The following is a 19,605-nucleotide window of genomic DNA, read 5'->3' as shown; positions in this document are numbered from 1 at the left end:
TCCCATGCCTTCGCGGCCTCCGATTTGGCGCTTTCCCGTTCCCGGGACCCGATTTGGGCCATCGCATTGGGCCTTTCACGGCTTGCATACCGGAGATTCCAGTTTTGAACGCGTTCAAAAATGGATATGATTGAGACCAATGTCCAGCGTGGAAAGGAGCTCCGTGGGAAAGCCGACCGCCAAGAGCGCCCATACGCGCCAGCTGCTGCTGGACACGGCCATGGGGCTGTTCGCCACCAAGGGGTTCGCAGGGACCACAATGCGCTCGATTGCCCAGGAATCCGGGCTTTCCCTAGGCAATGCCTACTACTATTTCGATTCCAAGGACGCCATCGTCCATGAGTTGTTCCGCCAGCTACTCGAGGAGCACCGGACGGCTACTTGGCCGTTGTTGGTGCCGGGGAACAACCTGGAGATGAATCTGCGCATTGCGTTGGGCAAAGGCCTGGACATCATGACGCCCTTTCGCGAGTTCGGACCCGCGTTTATTCGGACGGCCTTTTCCGGTTCCAACGCAGAGTTCGGCAATGTCCAGCGAGCCATGGAACTCGGATTGTGGCGCCAGGTGGTGACGGCCAGCAGGCCCCTACCCCCGTTGGCCATCCGAACGGAACTGCCCCAGTTGCTGTGGCTGGTCCAACGGGGCATTCTCCTTTTCTGGGCCTACGATTCGTCCCCGGGTGCCGCACGCAGCCTGCGACTCATCAAGAACGTTGCCCCGGTGGTCGCGCGCTTGGTTGTGCTCTCGCGAATGCCCGTGGTCCGCAGCATCCTCGACGATGTGCTCTCTCTGGTGCGCACCGCAACCTAGGCCTCTCCCACTTCCGATTCCCCGCCCTGCCGAACGGGCAATCCCGGATTCGACAGTTACAGGCGTAGAGTCGGAGGTGAAGCCTCGCGCGGGGCGCGAAACGCAACGGTCGCCACAGATCAGCGCTCATTTTGTGTCCCGAGTCGCCATTCCGTTGCCCGTCTATGGAACAGGAGCCGCCAGATGCCATTCGAGTCCTCAAACCTTCCGCCCTGGGTCCACTCTTTTGCCTTGATTCGTGACCGCACGGTGGTCCGCGACGAAGACGGGCGACTGCACAGCATCGCCGAAGACGGAAGCGACTACGAAATCATCAGCACGTGGCCCCTTCCCGAGGAACTGCCCACCCTACTGGGAGATCCAGGGCTGTCAGGGCATCAGGGGCAGACCAGGCTGACGTTCCTGGGTTCCCCGGACGGGGTCGCGAGCCGGGAACTTGCCGCACGGGGCTGGAGCCTGAGCGATCGGCGCGTCCTGCTGGTGGCGCTTGCCAACGACGTGGAGCAGGTGGCCGCGTTGCCGGAAACGGCAAGCCTATTCGAGGCCCCCATGAACGATTACGACGTGGTCGAAATCGCGGATTTCGACGCTCCTGTCGGCCGGGGCCGGATCCGCTTCGCCGATGGGTTCGCGCTCCTGTGCGACCCAAGCATCACCGCCACTTCCAATGTCGAGCAGTTCCGCGCCGCGATCCTTGCGAACCTTGCCGCCACGGCGGCACGCCAGGGGCTGCCGGTGCTTTTCATGGTCACCACAGCCGACACCGCCGCCGGCACGCGTGCCGAACGAGGCGCCGGGTGGTCAAATGCGACCCAGCTGACCACCTTCACCAGGTCTTAGTTCCCGTTTTCCGTCCCTGGCGCGGCGCCGATGACCCCGTGCGTGTGGGCGCCCGCGGGAAACCGCCTAAAATGAATGCATGACTTCTGCCTCCACCGGGATCCGTCCCGCCGTTACCCTGACCATCGCCGGCTCCGAAGCAACCGGCGGTGCCGGCGCCCAGGCCGACCTGAAGACCTTCCAGGAGCTGGGCACCTACGGGATCATTGCCCTGACCTGCATTGTGTCCTTCAACCCGAAGGACAACTGGAACCACCGCTTCGTGCCGGTGGAGACGCAGGTGATCGCCGACCAGCTCGAGGCGATCCAGACTTGCTATGCCGGCGACCTGAAGACCGTCAAGCTGGGCATGATGGGTTCCCCCGCCACCATCGACACGGTTGCGGCCGCGCTCAAGGACCAGGCATGGGACAACGTCGTGCTGGACCCGGTGCTGATTTGCAAGGGCCAGGAACCGGGACACGCCCTGGACACCGACGAGGCGCTCAAGTCGACCCTGTTGCCGCTGGCAACGTTCGTCACGCCGAACCACTTCGAGGCCGAGTCCCTCTCCGGGATGAGCATCAACAACGTCGAGGACCTGACCGAGGCCGCCAAGAAGATCCATGCGCTCTCCGGTGCGGCGGTGCTGGCCAAGGGCGGCGTCCGACTCTCCGGCAGCGATGCCGTGGACGTGTTCTACGACGGCGAGACCCTCGAGGTGTTGTCCGCCCCGAAGGTCGGGGAAGTCGCCGTGTCGGGTGCCGGTTGCTCGCTGGCAGCGGCCATCACGGCCGAGCTGGCCAAGGGCGAGTCGCCATTGCAGGCAGCACGCAACGCCAAGGCCTTTGTCACCGAGGGCATTAAGAATCGCGTTTCCTCCGCGGCCCCCTTCGATGCCTTGTGGCAGGGCGGCTCGCGCTAGGAATTTCACACACCGCAGGTTGGTTGAAGTGCTGGTCCCGTGCATACACGGGACCAGCACTTTTGCGTTTCCCCAAAAAACGCCCGCGGAACACCGGCATCCGGCCCGAAAACCGTTTCGACGGCGTCCTTGCCCGATGCCATCTGTATGTTTCCGGGCGCAGTGCCGGCGCTCCGGGCGGCCAACCTCCCCAAGAGGTTCACCGACTGACCATAGGTTATCGATCCCCGCCGACACTTCGTCCGGACACATTCGGGAAAATCTCAAACAACCCCTTGATATGTGCCTCGGCTCACATAGGATATGCGTGGGAAGGACACCGATAAGCAGCCATGGGTTTCCTCCCGCGTCACTCCCCTCGGATACAAGGAGAACCATGTCCAACCCGCGTCGTCACAGACTTGCGCGGACGATCCTGGCTTCGGCCTCAGGGCTTGCCCTGGCCGTCACCATGTCCGTCCCTTCCCTTGCGGCACCACCCACGATCGACCCGGCGCCAGGGTCGGATTCGCCATCCCTGGGCGGACTCGCCCCCAAGGCATTGAAGGACCTGAAGGTCTCCGGCCCCCTGTCGGTGGCCAAGGGAGAAGTCTCGGTCTATGTGCAGTTCGAGGGCGAAGGCGCCTTCGAGGCCACCCAGCCGGAGAGCGCCAAGGCCCCGCGTGGCAAGTCGGTCAAAAACCCCTCCAAGGTCAAGGAAATCCGCGACGGCATCAAGGCCAAGGGCAAGTCGGCGGCCAAGGACGCCAAGGCCGATGTCATCTACACGACCACCAATTCGCTTCCGGGCGTGGCACTGCGCGGGGACGCCGAGGCATTGCGCGCCTTGGCCGCGCGTCCCGACGTCAAGAAGATCACCGCGATCGTGCCCAAGACGCAGGAGAACAAGAATGCCGACATCGACACCCGCGCCCTCGAGGCGTGGACAGCGCTAAAGGAAACTGGCGAAGGCATCAGGATCGCGGTGCTGGATACCGGCATCGACTACACGCATGCCGGCTTCGGCGGCCCGGGCACACTCCAGGCCTACTCCGAGGCGCAGTCCTCCGATGTCCTGCCGGCCACGGACTCCGGGCTGTATGACCCGGCCAAGTTCATCGGCGGCTGGGACCTGGTGGGCGATGACTACAACGCCGACCCAAGCGCACCGGACTACCAGCCGGTTCCGCGTCCCGATTCCAACCCGCTGGATTGCGCAGCCGCAGGGCACGGCACCCATGTCGCAGGGACTGCCGCCGGGAACGGCGTGAATGCCGACGGGACCACCTTCACCGGGGACTACACCAAGCTCACCGCCGACGAGGTGGCGGGCATGCGCATCGGCCCGGGCAGCGCACCGGAAGCCGCCTTGGTCGGTATCCGCGTCTTTGGCTGCGGCGGCTCCTCCGCCGTGGTCGGCCAGGCCCTTGACTACGTCCTGGATCCCAACAACGACGGCAACTTCGATGACCGCGCCCAGGTCGTCAACATGTCGCTCGGTTCGGACCATGCGCCCGCGGACGACCCGGAAAACGACATCGTCAACGCACTGACCGACTTGGGCATCCTCTCGGTCGTGGCCTCCGGAAACGCCGGGGACGTCACCGACGTCGGCGGCTCGCCGGGCAACGCCCGCTCCTCGCTCACCGTCGCCAACTCGGTGGCTTCCAGGGTCACCCTGGATGGCATCACCGTCAATGCCCCTGCCGACGTCGCCGGAACCGCGGCCGGGCAATACTCGGCCAGCTTCAACTACACCGCCGCCGACCCGGCCAGGCTCACCGGCGAGGTCATCATGGCCCCGGCCGCCAACGCCTTCGGCTGCTCCGCCTTTGAGCCCGGTTCCCTGACCGGCAAGTGGGTCTGGCTGCAGTGGAGCGAAAACCTCGAGTTCCCCTGTGGCTCGGGTACCCGCTTCAACAACGCCGAGGCCGCTGGTGCCACCGGCGTCATCCTGGACGCCGAGGTCTCGGTCTTCGAGGCAGGCATCGCCGGCAATTCCACGATCCCCGGAGCGCAGCTCACCAAGGCCTACTCCGACCAGCTGCGTCCCGCGGCCCAGGCCGGAACGCTGAACGTCACCCTTGACCCGGCTATGGTCGGAACCGCATCGAGCGAGTCCGGACTCGGGGACACCCTGAACTCGTCCTCCTCACGCGGAGTGCACGGCTCGGAGGGCGTGGTGAAGCCCGACGTCGCGGCCCCCGGCACGCTCATCGGCTCCGTCGGCGTCGGAACCGGCACCGGCCCGGCCGTCAAGTCCGGCACCTCCATGGCGACCCCGCACACCGCGGGCATTGCCGCCCTCGTGGCCGGCAGCGGCGACTACACCGCACTTGAGGTCAAGTCCATCGTGATGAACACCGCGACGGTGGACATCCTCGCCGCCAACGGCCAGGCCTACGGGCCCAACCGCGTGGGCTCCGGCCGCGTCGTGGCGGACGCCGCGATCAGCACCCCGGCCTATGCCTACGCCACTGCGGATCGTGACCTGACCACCGTGGTCTTCGGGGTCATCGAGGTGGACAAGAACAAGTACAAAGCCACCAAGTCCATCACCGTGGTCAACAAGTCCGATGAGACGCAGACGTACGACGTGAAGTACGTGCCGTCCACCGAGATCCCTGGCGCAAGCTACAGCCTGGACCGGAACACGGTCACGCTCGAGGCCGGCGCCAGCACCAAGGTCAACGTTGCCCTGAACGTCGACGCACGCAAGTACGCCAAGACCATCGATCCGACCATGGACAGGGCCCAGCTTGGCCTGCCGCGGGCCTGGGTCGCCGATGTCTCGGGCCGCGTGGAGCTTTCCAGCTCCACGGCCCCGACGCTGCGCGTCCCGGTGCATGCAGCACCGAAGCTGGTCTCCGACATGGCGGCCAAGAAGGTCAAGTTCGCCAAGGGCGCGACTTCCGGCACCATCGACATGGCCGGCGACGACATCCGCGTGGGTTCCGGAGACACCCAGGTGGTTTCGCTGGTCTCTGCCTTCGAGCACGGCGCCTCCTCGGACCGCCTGCCCGACAGCACCGACGATGTTCCCGGGGCCCGGGAGATGGACCTGCAGCACGTCGGAGCGGCGTCCACCGCCCCCACCACGGGAGCAACCGACGGTCTGCTGAACTTCGGCGTCAGCACCTGGGGCAATTGGGCCCACCTGGCCGGCGCCACCGAGGTCAACATCGAGATCGACACCAACGGCGACTCAGTGCCCGACTTCGTCACCTTCAACACCTACGCTGACGAACTGGACGCGGACCTGGTGGCGACCTACAGCCTGCAGTCCTTCCAGCAGGTCGACCTGCAGCTGCTCAACGGCCTGACCGGTGACGTCGATTCCAACACCTTCGACACCAACGTGGCTGGCTTCCCGGTGTCCCTGGCGGCCCTGGGCCTGGAGGGGTCAAGCGCCCCGATTTCCTACCGCGTGAGCACGTACTCCTTCTACAACTCCGATGAATCCGGTGCCTTGGCCCCGGTGGACCAGACCGATTGGATCGCCTTCAATGCGATCGCCCCGGCCTTGTCCTTCGCCGGTGCCGGAACCGTGTTTGCCGACTTGGACAAGAACAAGCTGACCGCCACCGTCGCCCCGGAAGCCACCGATGCCAAGGCCCTGTTCCTGCACCTGCACAACGCCTCGGGCAATCGCGTCCAGCTGGTGGATGTGGAGGTTCGCAAGTAGCACGGACCAACGGTGCCGAATGAACGATCGGCACCCAAGGGCGCGGCCCGGGGCCTGGACAGTGGAACTCCATTCGCTGTCCCGGCCCCGGGCCGCGCCTTTTGCGCTGTACCGACGGCCTTCGGGACTAGGCTCGGAGCCATGGACGACACGTTGGCCTTCGAGGCACTTCTCCGGCAGCTTCCCACCGGTTCGGTGGCGGCCTATCGCGGCCCCCGGGACGGGGCCCCCATACATGTTTCCGGTCCCGCCGAGCCGTTGCCGGTCTTCAGCGTGACCAAGATGTTCGTTGCCGCCGGCGTCCTGCGTGCCGTCGATGCCGGGCTGCTCACGCTCGCCGATCCCCTGGCCTCGCGATTGCCCGGCGCCCCCACGGGCTGCACGATCGCCCAAGTGCTGACGCACACCGCGGGGCTGGGCAACTACACCGCCAACCCGGATTACCAGCACGCCATCAACGCGGATCCCGGCGAACCCTGGGAGCTGGAGGAAATTTCCGCAGCCAGCACCCCGGAGAAACCCGGCACATTCTCCTATGGCAACACGGGATACTGGTACCTGGGAGCCATGCTGGAGGGAATCACGGGCATGTCGTTGGGCCAGTACCTGCATCGGGAGATCTTCGAGCCCGCGGACATGGCCTCGACCCGCTACCCGGAACCCGAAACCTCGCTGACCCCTTCCGGATACTCGACCCTGTGGGCGGGACCCGCCGGCGCCGCCTTCTCCACAGCTGCGGATCTATTGGGGTTCGGGGATCTCTTCGCGGACTCCAACCCGCTCTTCCCGTCTGCGCTATCCAACGCCGCGCGCGCGGCGTTCATGGATTCGGTTCCGGTGCAGGCGCCGGCACCCTGGAAAGAACCGCGCTACGGCGCCGGGGTCATGATCGACGCCGGGCTGGGGCTCTGGGGGCATGGAGGATCCGGGCCGGGCTATAGGAGCGCCGTCTTCACGTCCCCGGCCACCGGTGCCGCGGCCGCGCTCATTTGTCCCGGCCAGACGGACTTCAGGCCGGAGTCCGCCCTGATTTCGTTGCTCGGATCCCACGGTTGACGACACCCGTACGTGGGCGCAGGATCGGGGCCGGGAGTGCCGCTCCTAGCGGCGTTCCTTGACCTCGAGCACCCGCAGTGCCGCGGAGTCTATGATGCGGGCAAAAGCCGGGTCCTTGCTCGCCTTGGCATGCAATGCCTTGGCTATGGCCGGCATGTTGCCGGCATTGACGCAGAGCATCATGGTTCCTCCTGCCTCGAAGAAGCGCAGGGCACGGGTACCGGGGGCCCAAGGATCCAGCTGCGCGGCCTCGCACATGTCGTCGGAAACGATGATTCCGTTGAACCCCAGGTCCTCGCGCAGCATCTCGCGCATGACTGTCGAGGAGAACGGAGCGATGTTCTTGGCGTCGATCTTGGCATAGTAGGCATTCGAGACCATTACCCAGTCGTTGCCGGCGGCGATGCCGTCCTTGAATGGCTTGAGGTAGGCGTCGTGCCGGGTGGTCCGGGTGTCGGTGACATTCCTTGTGGTGTCGGTGTTCTTGGTGACGCGGCCAAGGCCGGGGAAATGCTTGATCACCGGGTCCACACCAGCCGCCAGCATCCCCGCGGAAAATGCGCGGGAAGCCGCCGAGACGGTATCGGGGTCGTATCCGTATTCACGTTTCCAGTATCCGATGGGCGCATTGGAGGGGGCGAACGCGGCCGAAGCGACTGTGTCCGCGACCGGTGCCAGGTTGACGTTGATTCCCGCCTCGGCAAGTTCTTGGCCCCAGTCAGAGGCCCTCTCGCGTAGTGTTTGGGTGGCCCAGCCGCCTTGGGTCAGTGCGGCCGGCAAGGTTGAAAAGCCACTGCCCTTCAGGACCTGGACGGAGCCGCCTTCCTGGTCGGTTGCCACAAACGGGTCGATATCCGCCGACAGGGTTTTCGAGATGGTGGATTCGACCTTGTCGACCACTGCGGCCGTTGTCGTGTTCCCGGCGCCGCTTCTGCCCTTCAGGAAGAAATTCCCCAGGGCATGCTCCGCAATGACCGCCCGGTCGGCCGAGCTGCTGCCGGTGGCCGGGACGCCGACCATGAGAACCTGCCCGATTTTTTCTTTCAGGCCCATGGCATCGAGGCTCTTTTCGGCGGCGCTTTGCTGCGGGGCGGACGTGGGTCCGTTGCCGGGTGTTGTCTGGCTCTGGTTCGGGTCCGTCGATGGGGTCGGGCTGGAAGAAGGGGCGGTGTTCCCGGGCGCCGACGTACCGGCGCTGCCTGTCGGCGCCGGGGCAGGGGTGCAACCAGCCAACACCAGTGCTGTAAGGACCACCAGTGGCAATATCCTGCACCGCAGGGAAATTTTTGCTCGTAAAATGCTCATGGTGCGCAGCCTCTTTTCTCAACCACCTTCAGCGTGCCAGAAAAATGCGCGGACGGTGGCACCCAGACCCACCAATCGTGACGAGACACTCATTGTTCTCGATGCCTTCCCCGTCCGGGGATTGCCAGGGGGATTTCAACCGGGACGATTTCATGGAGAGTTCTTGTTGCCGCCTGACTCAGTTTCCTCGGCACCCGGCCAAGCTGTCGGAGGGCAAGCCTATGCTGGGCACAGGACATTTCAAGGAGGAACCAATTGGCATCGAGCGCATTCCTCAGAACGACGACCACCGAGGGCACGCTGCAGTCGGGTATTTCCCGCCGGCATGCCCCGGAAGAACCGTCCGACACCGAGCTGGTTCCAGATGTCTGGCAGATGCCGTCCCGCGGTATTGAATGGTGCGATTGCGGACAGCACCATGCCGTTGACCGGAAAATCGTGCTCGACTTTGCAGAAGCCGTAGTCGAAGACCGGGAATGGATGACTCACGACGAAGTCATTGATACAGCCATGGACCTGTGGAACTACGTGTCGGTGTGCGAGTTCTTCCTCATGGGTATCCGACGCTCGGCGAGCGCCGTGAACGGCGGACCGGCAGTGAAGTACCGCTTCGAACGCGGACTGGAAATCGTGGCGGTCTTTTCCAAGACCTGGCAGGGCTGCCCGGAGGAAATCTGTGCCTCCGTCCGAGACCGAGACAGCTAGGCCTTCACCACGGGGATTTGCGCCCAATCGGTAGTGAACTTGGGCGAGGAGAACTCCCGCTTCATCGACCAGCCCGGTTCCACTGCCAGTCCCCCGGAACCGAGTCCGATGGATTTGTTCCCGAATCTGGCCTTGACGGCACCCAGTACGTCGCCGACATGCTTTGTCGAAATGTCCTGTTCAAAGATTCCGAAGGCGGCCTGCCCGGGGTCGGGCTGCAACCCGGAAAGCACGACCCCTCCGCGCACGTATGCGGCGCCGGGCCGCATGATTTCGCGCATGGCTCCGACGGCCAGGCGGGTCAGCAGGATTGGGTCCTGGGTCGGTGAGGGAAGCTTGAGCGTCACCGACGGAAACGAGGCTTCCCCTCCGGCAAAGCGGCTGGTGCCTGCGGTGACGGTGAGTAGCGTGGCCCAAAGCCCATCAGACATCAGCCGGGCCGCACCCCGCTGGGCATAGATCGACATGACCTCGACCATGTCCTCGATGGTGCTCACCGGGCTGGAGAAGGACCGCGAGTACATGATCTGCTGCTTGTCGGCGCGTTCTTCGTTGTGGGGAATGCACGGGGTTCCGTTGAGTTCCAGGACCGTGCGTTGGAGGACCACGGAGAACTTCTTGCGGATCTCGGTGACATCCGCTGCCTTGAGGTCGGCGATGCTGGCGATGCCCATCCCGGCAAGCTTGGTACCGGTGCGGGCTCCGACTCCCCATAGGTCGGTGACGGGGACGCGGGACTGGATGTTCTCGATGAGGTCCGGATCCATGGAGTCCATGGAACACACACCGCCCAGATGCGCATTGTGCTTGGCCACGTGGTTGGCGAACTTCGCCAGGGTCTTGGTCGGGGCCACTCCCACGCAGACAGGAACCCCTACCCCTCGTCCCACGGCCGTCCGGATTCGCGTGGCAAGCTCACCAAGCTGGTCGGGATTGCCTTGGATGCCGAGGAAGGATTCATCGATGGAGTAGACCTCTTGCCAGGTGCCAAACCGCGAGAGGACTTCCATGACGCGGGCGCTCATGTCCCCATACAGTTCGTAGTTGCTCGAGCGCACGATCATGCCATGGCTTTGGATGAACTGTTTGACCTGGAAGAACGGTGCGCCCGTGGTGATGCCCAGGTCCTTGGCCTCCTGCGAGCGCGCGACAACGCAGCCGTCGTTGTTTGAAAGCACCACAACCGGTCGGCCGATGAGTTTGGGGTCGAAGGCCCGCTCGCAGGAAACATAGAAATTGTTGACGTCCACGAGCGCGATTCGGTCGGTCATCGGGCCTTCCCTGCCCAAGGTGCGCTCCGAGACCAAAGCCGCTCACCCGGCACAGGACCTTTGGCACCGGTGTGGCTACGCACGTCGATGCGCTCCAGGTGACGTGGCGAGCGCCCATCTCGGTTCGGTCGCCGACGACTCAAACATGGTGAAGGCATCTGGTGACCACGCCCCAAATGGTGGTTTCCTCGGTCACGGCCTCGGCCCGCTCCTGCGGCTGTTCGTCGCTACATAAGACCGTGGTGCCGCGGCTGGACACGAGGCGGCGGATGACCAGTTCGCCATCCTGGACGGCGATGACCACCGATCCGTCGCGTGGGGCCAAGGCCCGGTCCACGATGACTTCGTCTCCGTGGCTGATTCCGGAAGAGGCCATGGCATTCCCGGAGACCCGCATCAGGAATGTCGACGTCCTATCCCGAATCAACAGGCGGTTCAGGTCGATTCCGCCGCTGTAGTAGTCCCTGGCCGGCGAGGGAAACCCCATGGCCTCGACGGCTCCAACGGGCCCCTGGGATTCCGGCTGCGGGGCCGGCGGCTGCGGCTGGTCCATTCCGAACATAGACCCCGCCCTTCCTAGAACATAGATTCGATACTTCAGCTTATCAGCGGAAATGCTCGCGGAGGGCATCGCTAACGGATTTCCGGGACGCCTCCATCGTGGTCGGACCTGCCTGCTGAGGGGACTCTCGAGGCGTCGGCGCCACCCGTTCGGCTGGTCCTGCGGACGGCGGCACGAAGCCACCAGATCAGCAACATGCGCCGACCAGTGCCGTCCAGGCCCACGACGGAACGGCTGCGTCAACTTGCCTTCCCAGATTTTCAAATGCGGCGTTCCAGTTCGAGGGGAGCAGCTCGGGTACGGCGGCCGTGCCATTGGTGAAGATGAGGATCCAGCCAACGAGCACGGTGAAGCGCCCATCGTCAACGAGGTCGTGTGCAGGCGCAACCTGCCCACACGGAATCGCCGCCCTCGATGAAACGGAACGGTGGCCGAGTTTGCGGACCAGTAGGGCAATGAACATGATCGGCAGCACCATGCCCACGCCGTAAAGCCCCAACAGCGTTCCGCCGCGGGCCGGGGACGCGGAAGACAGTGCGAGGGTAAGGATCGCGCCCACCACCGGGCCAGTGCAGAATCCAGCCACGCCGGAAACTGCACCCAGGGCAAATGTACCGGCGAGCGATCCGGCGACGGGCCGGGGCCGGCCCGGAACCAGACGGGAAAGATCTATCCCTCCGCGAAAGGCCGTGAACAGCCCCGGGGCAATAAGCCCATTCGGCTCCGCCGAGCAAGACGCCGCGGTCGATGATGAAGGTTCCGCCCAGCCATCCCATACCCAGTCCGAGAGGGACCAGGGTGGCAAGCAGGCCGCCCGGAACACGGAACCAAGGCTCAGGAGCGTGGCACGCGAGGTCGCGATGTTGGCGAAGAACGCCGGCAGCAACAACGCATTGCAGGGGCTGAATACGCCAAGCATTCCACCGATCAACGCATAGGCGAACCCGATTTGCACGGCGTTCAGCGGCCCAGTTCTTCGTCGATGGCCTGCACACCGGTGCCGAGCAGGGTTTTCATCGCCCGTGAAGCAGGCATTGTCCCCTGCCCCGAGGCAAACCAGGGCTCCGACGAACTACTTGTTGGCCCGGGAGGCAGAGATCTCAGCGTGGATGTGGTCCATGTGCCGCGTGGTGTCGTTCCATCCGCGGGAGGATGCCAGGTGCTTGCCCCAGCCGCTGGTTGAATACGGTCCCCACTGGCCGTCCTCGGCCAGCCACAGTTTGTCCTGCCAGATCAGGTAGCTGATCCCCATCCGCTCGTGGTTTTCCACCAGGTACTGTGCCATCTGGTCGCCGGCCTTGATGCCTGCGGCCGAGGAATAATCCTTGATCATGAAGTCCGCGGCCAGCCCCGAGCTGTGCCCGACGGAGCCGGCGCGCGAACCGCCGACGCTGCTGATCCCGGCCCCGAAGAGGTCCTGGACTTCCCGGATCATGGCCCGGGTCATCGGCTGCAGCTCCTTCGGGGCTTGGTACTGGACGCTGGTCAGCAGCGTGTTCTTGATCCAGCCCGTTCCCTTGGAGGTCTTGACCTGCGACCAGCCACCGGAAGTTTTCAGGTAGGTCATTTTTTGGTTTGCCGGGATGACGCCCAAGGTGCTGAAAGCGGTTGAGGGGCCGGTGCGGACGTTGGCTGCATAGGCGGTCCACCGGTACGAGGTGGAATTGTTGCCCGGTTCGCTGCTGGCCAAGGATGAACTGGGGAGCCAGCCCTGACCGGTCGGCGTTTCAATGAAAGACCAGTTGCCGGAACTCTTGATCAGCCGGACCTTTGTCCCACCGGTTTGCACCGCGAGGCGCTTGGAGGATAGCGAGGCCTGGGCATACATCGGCTGGGTGCCGTCCACCCAGCGATTGGCGCCGGCGACCGGAGCGGGGCCGGGTGCCTGGCCCGTGCTCTTCTCCAAGTAATTGGAACTCACCCAACCGGTCCGCGAACCGGCCTTGACCTCCCACCAAACACCGCTGGCCTTGCCCGTCCGGGTAACCGCAGTGCCCTTGGCAAGAACGATCAACGACCTGCAATGCGTGCCCGGATCCTGCCGCAGGTTCAAATTCGCACTCGTCCGATGCGTCGCAGACGACGTGGGAGCCGGCGCCTTGCCAGCGCTCCTCGCCAAATAGTTGGAACTCACCCAACCGGTCCGCGAACCGGCCTTGACCTCCCACCAAACACCGCTGGCCTTGCCTGTCCGGGTAACCGCAGTGCCCTTGGCAAGCACGATCAACGACCTGGAATGCGTGCCCGGAGCCTGCCGCAGGTTCAAATTCGCACTCGTCCGATGCGTCGCAGACGACGTGGGAGCCGGCGCCTTGCCAGCGCTCCTCGCCAAATAGTTGGAACTCACCCAACCGGTCCGCGAACCGGCCTTGACCTCCCACCAAACACCGCTGGCCTTGCCTGTCCGGGTAACCGCAGTGCCCTTGGCAAGCACGATCAACGACCTGGAATGCGTGCCCGGAGCCTGCCGCAGGTTCAAATTCGCACTCGTCCGATGCGTCGCAGACGACGTGGGAGCCGGCGCCTTGCCAGCGCTCCTCGCCAAATAGTTGGAACTCACCCAACCGGTCCGCGAACCGGCCTTGACCTCCCACCAAACACCGCTGGCCTTGCCCGTCCGGGTAACCGCAGTGCCCTTGGCAAGAACAGCCAAGGACTCGTAATGGGCACCGGCATTCTGACGTAGGTTCAAGTTCGCGGTGGTTCGAATGACCGTGGTGGTTTGCGCACGCGGGGCGAGTGGCTTCTTCACGACAGTGAGTTGCAGTGGAGCTGCGCCCGTGGGGACCGGTGCTGCCACCGCCGCGGGGGCCAGTGCCCCCACCGCCATTGACGCACCGAATGTCGCCGCTGCAATCCGTAGGGAGAGGAGGGGTTGGGGACTCATGGTGATTACTCCTTGAACAAAGGAATTGACCCTGAGACATCAATCCCCGTGGATAAGTGCTCGCTTGGGTACACACTATGTGTCTGGAGTTGCCAATGTCACGGGTGTTACAGAAGGGATTGAAGAGAATTGGCCCTCCCGGTGTTGCTTTTTCGGGAGGACCAACCGCTGAAACGCACCTGCGTGCGGACGCGCTAGGCGTTTTGCCGCAACACGTTCTTTTGCACCTTTCCGGTGGATGTGCGCGGCAAATCCTGCGGGAAGTGGATGGTCTTGGGAACCTTGAAACCGGCCAATTGTGTGCGGGCGTGGGCCTGGAGCGTCGCCGCGTCGACCTGCGATCCGCTGGCCCGGATGACAAAGGCAACCGGCGTTTCGCCCCATTTTTCGTTCGGCACGCCGATCACCGCGACGTCGAGGACTTCCGGATGGTTTGCGAATGCCTGCTCGACCTCGATGGTCGAGATGTTTTCCCCGCCGGAAATGATGATGTCCTTGGCGCGGTCCTTGAGCTGGATGTACCCGTCGGGGTGCATGACGCCTAGGTCCCCCGTGTGGAACCAGCCGCCGGAGAACGCCGCGGCGGTGGCTTCCTCGTCCCGGTAGTAGCCAATCATGACGTTGTTGCCGCGCAGCACGATTTCACCCATCGTCTCCCCGTCGGCCGGCACATTCTTCATGTCAGCATCAACGATGCGCGCCGATTCGGCCTGGACCATGCCCACTCCCTGTCTGGCGACTTTCTGCGCCTTGGCCTCGTCGTCCAACCCGTCCCAGGCGTCCTGGTACTCACAGATCGTGTAGGGCCCGTAGACCTCGGTGAGGCCGTAGACGTGAACGACCTCGATGCCGAGCATCTGCAGCTTGCGGATGATCGCCGGCGAGGGCGGAGCCCCTGCAGTGGTGATCTTGATGCCGCGCTCCAGCTCGTGGGCGCGGGAGGAGTCGGCGATGATGGAGCAGACCGTGGGCGCGCCGCACAGGTGTGTGACGCCGAGGTCGTCGATGGCGTCCCACACCGGCTCCGCGCGCACGCCGCGCAGGCACAGGTGGGTGCCGCCGGCAGCGGTGACGGCCCAGGGAGTGCACCAGCCGTTGCAATGGAACATCGGCAGCGTCCAGAGGTAGCGGGTGTGAGCATCAAAGCCCTGGTGGAAAGCCTCCCCCATCGAGTTAAGGTAGCTGCCTCGGTGCGAGTACAGCACGCCCTTGGGCTTGCCGGTGGTCCCCGAGGTGTAGTTCAGCGTGATCGGGGCCCGCTCGTCCGCGATCGCGTAGTCCAGGTCCGCCCCGGTGCCGGCGGCAATGAATTCGGCATAGGTTCCATCGACCTGGACCTCGGACCTGGTGCCGGTGAATTCCGGGTCCTGGATCTCGATAAGCGCTTCAAGGGACGGGACCTCTGCGCGCAGCGTCGCCGCGGCGCCCAGGAGCTCCGAGTCGACAAAGAGCAGCTTCGTGGCCGAGTGCTCCATGATGTAGCCGAGCTCGCGGGCCGACAACCGGGTGTTCAGTGCCACGAGCACACCGCCGGCCAGTGGGACGGCATAGTGGGCGACCAGCATTTCGGGAATGTTGGGTGCCAACACCGCCACCCGGTCACCGGGAACGATGCGAGCGGCCAGCGCCTTGGCGAATTGCTGCACCTGCGCCCCGAACTGCGCGTAGCTGTAGGACCGTGACCCGTGCACGATGGCTTCCTTGGACGGATACACCTCCACCGAGCGCTGCAGGAATCGCAATGGTGTCAGTTCCGAGTGGTTGGCCAGTGGTTGCACACCCATGTGGTCCTCATTCCGGTCTTCGTCTGTTTTTCCGGTCCCAATCGTCTTTGGCACAGTGTGACGCCGACGACATTTCCCAGAGTAAGGTTTCGGAACGCAGTTTCACAATTAGACACCGGGTTTCACTGTTTATGTCGCGCCACCGGACCCTTTGACGGCGGCGGGACGACGCAACGTCTCCTGGTGGGCCTGGAAGTGCAGGTAGCGGATCCGCGGCACCAGCTCCTCGGCGGGCCCGACCACTTCTATGCCCGGAACCACCAGGTTGATGGGCAACGCGGCCACCCGCCCGCGCCCGACACCCCAATCCCGGTGCCAGGAATCAAGCATCGCCGCCGAGGCAACAAAGGCAATGCGTCCCAGACCGGCCCAGCCGTGGGCCCCGGCGCACATCGGGCAATGCTCCCCGGAGGTGTATACCGTGGCGGCCGCCCTGCGCTCCGGATCAAGGTTTGCCAGCGCCCATTGCGCAATGGCCAGCTCCGGATGCGCGGTGGCATCCCCGCCGGCCACGCGGTTCCGGCCCTCGTAGAGCACGGACCCGTCGGCGTCGACAAGGATGGAGCCGAAGGGCTCGTCGTTTGCCTCCAGGCTCTCCTCGGCAAGTGCAACACAGCGGGTCAGATGGTCAATGTCCAAGCGCGTCAGTCCCATGTGCCCATCATGCGACATGGCCGTCGATTTGCCCACCGCGGCAGGCCGTTGAACGCTGGAATGCGCGCGACGGCTAATCGGCGTAGGCTCAGTGCGAGGGCGAAAGGTGAATAATGAGCCAATCCGAGTACTTTGAAGAACAGTTGAGCAAGGTGGAGGACGATTCCGTCGCCGAACTCACGGCACTATGTCGCAAGCTGCAGGACCAGCAGCCCGGTTCCCGGGTTCCGCTTATCGACCCGGTGCACGACGTGGACGAGGCTCGGGTTATCTCGCTCCAAATCGCGCCGGGCCCCGGAACGTCTTCGGGCTTCCTGTCCCTGCGCAACGACGATCCCACCGCGGCACGACTCGCTGCAGTCTATGAGACTGCCGGGTTGGAGCCGCGTTTTGCTATCCCGTGGAATGTCTATCCGTGGGAGCTGCCCGACGGCGGAACCAAGCTGACCCCGGACCAGGTGAAAGCCGGGATCCGCCCGCTCAAGGAGTTGATGCGCATCGCTTACCGCACCTCCGCGATCGTGGCCCACGGCACCGAGGCCAAGCGCCTGGTCCAGGCCTGGATCAAGGCAGGCGGCCAGCAAGTCATCAACCAGCGCGGCATCAAGATCTACGAAGTGCGTTCCACCGCTGACCGCGCCTTCCTGGGTTCGGCCGAAAAGCAGCAGGCGTGGTTCGACGAAATGGTGGCCGCGTACGCCGACGCCATGGCTCGCGCCGGTTTGCGCCCACCGGCCAAGTGAAGGTCCTCGTTCTCGGTGCCGGGGATCTCGGCACCGAGGCGGGCCTGCGCTTCGCAGCCGCCGGGCACCACGTCACCGCGTGGCGCCGCCGGCCCGAAGTGCTGCCTGCCTCCTTCGGCACCCGGCGGGTCGATCTTGGCGATGCCGGCACCGAGCTGCCGGCCATCGATCCGGCCACGGATATCGTGGTCTTCACCCCCGCCGCACCCGAGCGCAGCGAAGAAGCCTACCGGCGCACCTACCTGGACGCCACGCATCGCGTGCTCGACGCACTTGAACGCGACGGCGTTGATCCGCAACGCTTCCTGCTGGTCTCCTCCACCGCGGTCTACGGCGATGCCGCCGGAGGCTGGGTCGACGAGGACACCCCGATTTCGCCGCGCACCGAAACCGCGCAGATCCTGGCAGTGACGGAGGCGGCAGTGCGGGAACGCGCAACGACGCCAATCATCCTGCGCCTGGCCGGCATCTACGGACCCGGCCGCAACCACCTGGTCTCCCAGGTGCGCAACGGCAAGGCACGCACCCCCGGAGAAACCGTGTGGACCAACCGGATCCACCGCGACGATGCCGCTGCTGCCATCGTGCACTTGTGCACCATGGACACCGCGCCCGCCCCGCTGTATCTGGGTGTCGACCACGAACCGGCGGATCTGGGCGAGGTCCAGGGGTTCCTGGCCTCGAGCCTCGGCGTTCCCCGTCCCGAGGTCGGAGAAGCCCCGGTGAACCGCGGCGGCGACAGACGCCTGTCCAATGCCCGGCTGCTCGCCAGCGGCTTTGAATTCACGTTCCCGACCTACCGCGAAGGCTATTCGAGCGTGCTTGCGGGCGAAGGCGTGCGGCACCCCTGAGCAGCCGGCAGGCTCCGCCCGCTGCCCGCCGGCGGGGTTCTTGGGGCCGGGGCCGCCACTACGGGCATCACGGTCGGATCGGTTGTCCCTCACGCAAGGAACCCCGGCGATCGGTGCGGGCTTCCTGATCCGCACCGATCGCCGGGGTTCGGCGGTTTTTCCTACAAGAGCCTAAAAGCCCTTGCGCAGCGGGTTGAAGTGGCGTGCAACGGCAGGCTTTTCCTTGCCCACGATGCCCGCGGCCAGCAATTTGCCGGTCAGCGGGCCCAGGGCCACGCCCCACATGCCGTGTCCGCCGCCGACGTGCACGCGGGGCGACTTCGTGGCCCCGACCAGCGGCAGGCCGTCGGCGGTGCAGGGCCGTCCGCCAACCCATTCCTCCTTGCGGTTCTCCCAGTTGATGCCCTTGTAGACCGGGGCGGCCGCGGCAACGATGGCCTCGATGCGCTTGGGCTCCAGCGGGTGGTTGGCGTCGCGGAACTCCATGGTGCCGGCAATGCGGAAGCGGTCACCCAACGGGGTGCAGGCAACGCGCTGGGACGGGAAGTAAATCGGGTGCGTCGGCATGACCTCGGGCTGGACTGTGAAGGAGTAGCCGCGTCCCGCCTGGACCACGACATTCACGCCGAACTTCTTGGTCAGGTCGTTCAACCAGGCGCCGGTGGCCATGACCGCGTGGTCGGCGGTGATCGAGCGCCCCTCGGAGCCGATGACCGTGACGGAGCCGCCGTTGTCGCGGATGTCGGTGACGTTGAAGGAGCCGACGATGTCGCCGCCGCGGGCGACCACCGACTCGGCGAGGGACTCCATGTACTTCGGCGGGTTCAGGAAGCGCTGGTTCTTGATCGCAACACCGGCCGCCACCTCGTCGGAGAGGGTTGGTTCGATGGCACGCAGTTCGTCGCCGGTGAGCAGGTCGAACTCGACCTTGCCGCCGGTCTTGCGGATCATGTCGAATTCGTGAAGAAGGCCGTCGCGGTCCTTCAGGGACTTGAAGCCGGTCAGGAAGGGGTTGGCCGGCTTGGTCTTCTCGACGACGCCCGGGCCGGCATTGGTATTCTCGGAGATCTCGTCGAAGGCATCCAGTCCGGTGGTTCCGATCTCCGAGTAGATGCGCATGGCTTCCTGCCATTTCTTCGGCGTGCTGTGCCAGGCAAAGCCCACCAGGAAGCGAAGCAGCTTGGCATCGGCCTTCAACGGAACGTACAGCGGGGACGCGGGATCCAGCAACATCTTCGGTCCGCTGGTGAAGATGGACGGCTCGGCAATCGGCAAGGTGAGTGCCGGGGTCAGCCAGCCGGCGTTGCCCCAAGAGGCGCCCGAGGCAACTCCCCCGCGATCCACGACCGTGACCTTGACGCCCTCTTCCTGCAGGTACCAGGCGGCGGACAGGCCGACGAACCCGGCACCGACGATTACAACATGTTCTGGCGTCGCTGCGCTGGCCATGGTTCACACTCCGTTCAAGAAATTCCAACTCTGGATCTCAACTTTGGCGCTGAAAGCCACTCGAAGCAACGGCATTTCACTTTTCATCGGTGACGCAGGCCACTGCATCGCCGAGTCTG

16 protein-coding genes are annotated in these 19,605 nt (G+C 64.8%); 8 read left to right on the top strand and 8 right to left on the bottom strand.

Annotated elements, in window-relative coordinates; genetic code table 11:
* Positions 1-163 precede the first annotated feature (163 nt).
* The 5 genes from ABD687_RS16020 to ABD687_RS16000 all read left to right on the top strand — a co-directional run bounded on the left by ABD687_RS16020 (position 164) and on the right by ABD687_RS16000 (position 7,275).
* Positions 164-811, top strand: a complete 648-nt coding sequence (locus ABD687_RS16020; protein ID WP_310289691.1) for a TetR/AcrR family transcriptional regulator — start codon at positions 164-166, stop codon at positions 809-811.
* A gap of 183 nt (positions 812-994) precedes the next feature.
* Positions 995-1,651 carry a hypothetical protein gene (locus ABD687_RS16015; protein ID WP_310289693.1) on the top strand — a complete coding sequence of 219 codons (657 nt, stop codon included), beginning with the start codon at positions 995-997 and terminating at the stop codon, positions 1,649-1,651.
* A gap of 79 nt (positions 1,652-1,730) precedes the next feature.
* The gene (gene thiD, locus ABD687_RS16010; RefSeq protein ID WP_264269939.1) at positions 1,731-2,555 is read left to right on the top strand and encodes a bifunctional hydroxymethylpyrimidine kinase/phosphomethylpyrimidine kinase; all 825 of its coding nucleotides are present in this window, start codon (positions 1,731-1,733) and stop codon (positions 2,553-2,555) included.
* 376 nt (positions 2,556-2,931) lie between these two features.
* On the top strand, positions 2,932-6,219 hold the full coding sequence (locus tag ABD687_RS16005) for a S8 family serine peptidase (RefSeq protein ID WP_310289696.1): 3,288 nt from the start codon (positions 2,932-2,934) through the stop codon (positions 6,217-6,219).
* 141 nt (positions 6,220-6,360) lie between these two features.
* Positions 6,361-7,275, top strand: a complete 915-nt coding sequence (locus ABD687_RS16000) for a serine hydrolase domain-containing protein (protein ID WP_310289698.1) — start codon at positions 6,361-6,363, stop codon at positions 7,273-7,275.
* Between the two features lie 45 nt (positions 7,276-7,320).
* Here the strand turns inward: ABD687_RS16000 and ABD687_RS15995 are convergent, their stop codons facing one another.
* On the bottom strand, positions 7,321-8,580 hold the full coding sequence (locus ABD687_RS15995; protein ID WP_310289700.1) for a glycoside hydrolase family 3 N-terminal domain-containing protein: 1,260 nt from the start codon (positions 8,578-8,580) through the stop codon (positions 7,321-7,323).
* A 255-nt stretch (positions 8,581-8,835) separates the two neighbouring features.
* Here ABD687_RS15995 and ABD687_RS15990 point away from each other — a divergent pair, with 255 nt between their 5' ends.
* On the top strand, positions 8,836-9,285 hold the full coding sequence (locus ABD687_RS15990) for a hypothetical protein (RefSeq protein ID WP_310289702.1): 450 nt from the start codon (positions 8,836-8,838) through the stop codon (positions 9,283-9,285).
* Here ABD687_RS15990 and ABD687_RS15985 read toward each other — a convergent pair.
* From ABD687_RS15985 to ABD687_RS15960, 6 genes are all read right to left on the bottom strand, one after another.
* Entirely contained in the window at positions 9,282-10,556 is a 1,275-nt protein-coding gene (locus ABD687_RS15985) for a Y-family DNA polymerase (protein ID WP_302263068.1), read from the bottom strand. The genes ABD687_RS15990 and ABD687_RS15985 overlap by 4 nt on opposite strands.
* A gap of 139 nt (positions 10,557-10,695) precedes the next feature.
* Positions 10,696-11,118 carry a LexA family protein gene (locus ABD687_RS15980; protein ID WP_302263069.1) on the bottom strand — a complete coding sequence of 141 codons (423 nt, stop codon included), beginning with the start codon at positions 11,116-11,118 and terminating at the stop codon, positions 10,696-10,698.
* 187 nt (positions 11,119-11,305) lie between these two features.
* Positions 11,306-12,037, bottom strand: a complete 732-nt coding sequence (locus ABD687_RS15975) for a cytochrome c biogenesis CcdA family protein (RefSeq protein ID WP_310289705.1) — start codon at positions 12,035-12,037, stop codon at positions 11,306-11,308.
* Positions 12,038-12,190: 153 nt separating this feature from the next.
* Positions 12,191-13,948, bottom strand: coding sequence for an SH3 domain-containing protein (locus ABD687_RS15970; protein WP_344761024.1), 1,758 nt, complete (start codon positions 13,946-13,948; stop codon positions 12,191-12,193).
* A 251-nt stretch (positions 13,949-14,199) separates the two neighbouring features.
* The gene (locus tag ABD687_RS15965) at positions 14,200-15,789 is read right to left on the bottom strand and encodes an AMP-binding protein (RefSeq protein ID WP_310289709.1); all 1,590 of its coding nucleotides are present in this window, start codon (positions 15,787-15,789) and stop codon (positions 14,200-14,202) included.
* A 129-nt stretch (positions 15,790-15,918) separates the two neighbouring features.
* Entirely contained in the window at positions 15,919-16,443 is a 525-nt protein-coding gene (locus tag ABD687_RS15960) for a nucleoside deaminase (RefSeq protein WP_264269930.1), read from the bottom strand.
* Positions 16,444-16,556: 113 nt separating this feature from the next.
* Between ABD687_RS15960 and ABD687_RS15955 the strand changes: the two genes are divergently transcribed.
* Both ABD687_RS15955 and ABD687_RS15950 read left to right on the top strand, forming a co-directional pair.
* Positions 16,557-17,186 (top strand): uracil-DNA glycosylase family protein, encoded by a 630-nt coding sequence (locus ABD687_RS15955; RefSeq protein ID WP_310289711.1) that lies wholly within the window; start codon positions 16,557-16,559, stop codon positions 17,184-17,186.
* On the top strand, positions 17,183-18,037 hold the full coding sequence (locus ABD687_RS15950) for an SDR family oxidoreductase (protein WP_310289713.1): 855 nt from the start codon (positions 17,183-17,185) through the stop codon (positions 18,035-18,037). The genes ABD687_RS15955 and ABD687_RS15950 overlap by 4 nt, the downstream gene beginning before the upstream one ends.
* 171 nt (positions 18,038-18,208) lie before the next feature.
* Here ABD687_RS15950 and ABD687_RS15945 read toward each other — a convergent pair whose 3' ends face one another.
* On the bottom strand, positions 18,209-19,486 hold the full coding sequence (locus tag ABD687_RS15945) for an NAD(P)/FAD-dependent oxidoreductase (RefSeq protein ID WP_302263073.1): 1,278 nt from the start codon (positions 19,484-19,486) through the stop codon (positions 18,209-18,211).
* Positions 19,487-19,605 lie beyond the last annotated feature (119 nt).

This window comes from Paeniglutamicibacter sulfureus, from assembly GCF_039535115.1.
Classification (GTDB): Bacteria; Actinomycetota; Actinomycetes; order Actinomycetales; family Micrococcaceae; genus Paeniglutamicibacter; species Paeniglutamicibacter sulfureus.
Note: the sequence above shows the minus strand (reverse complement) of the source record. Positions and strands in the feature narration are given on the sequence as shown.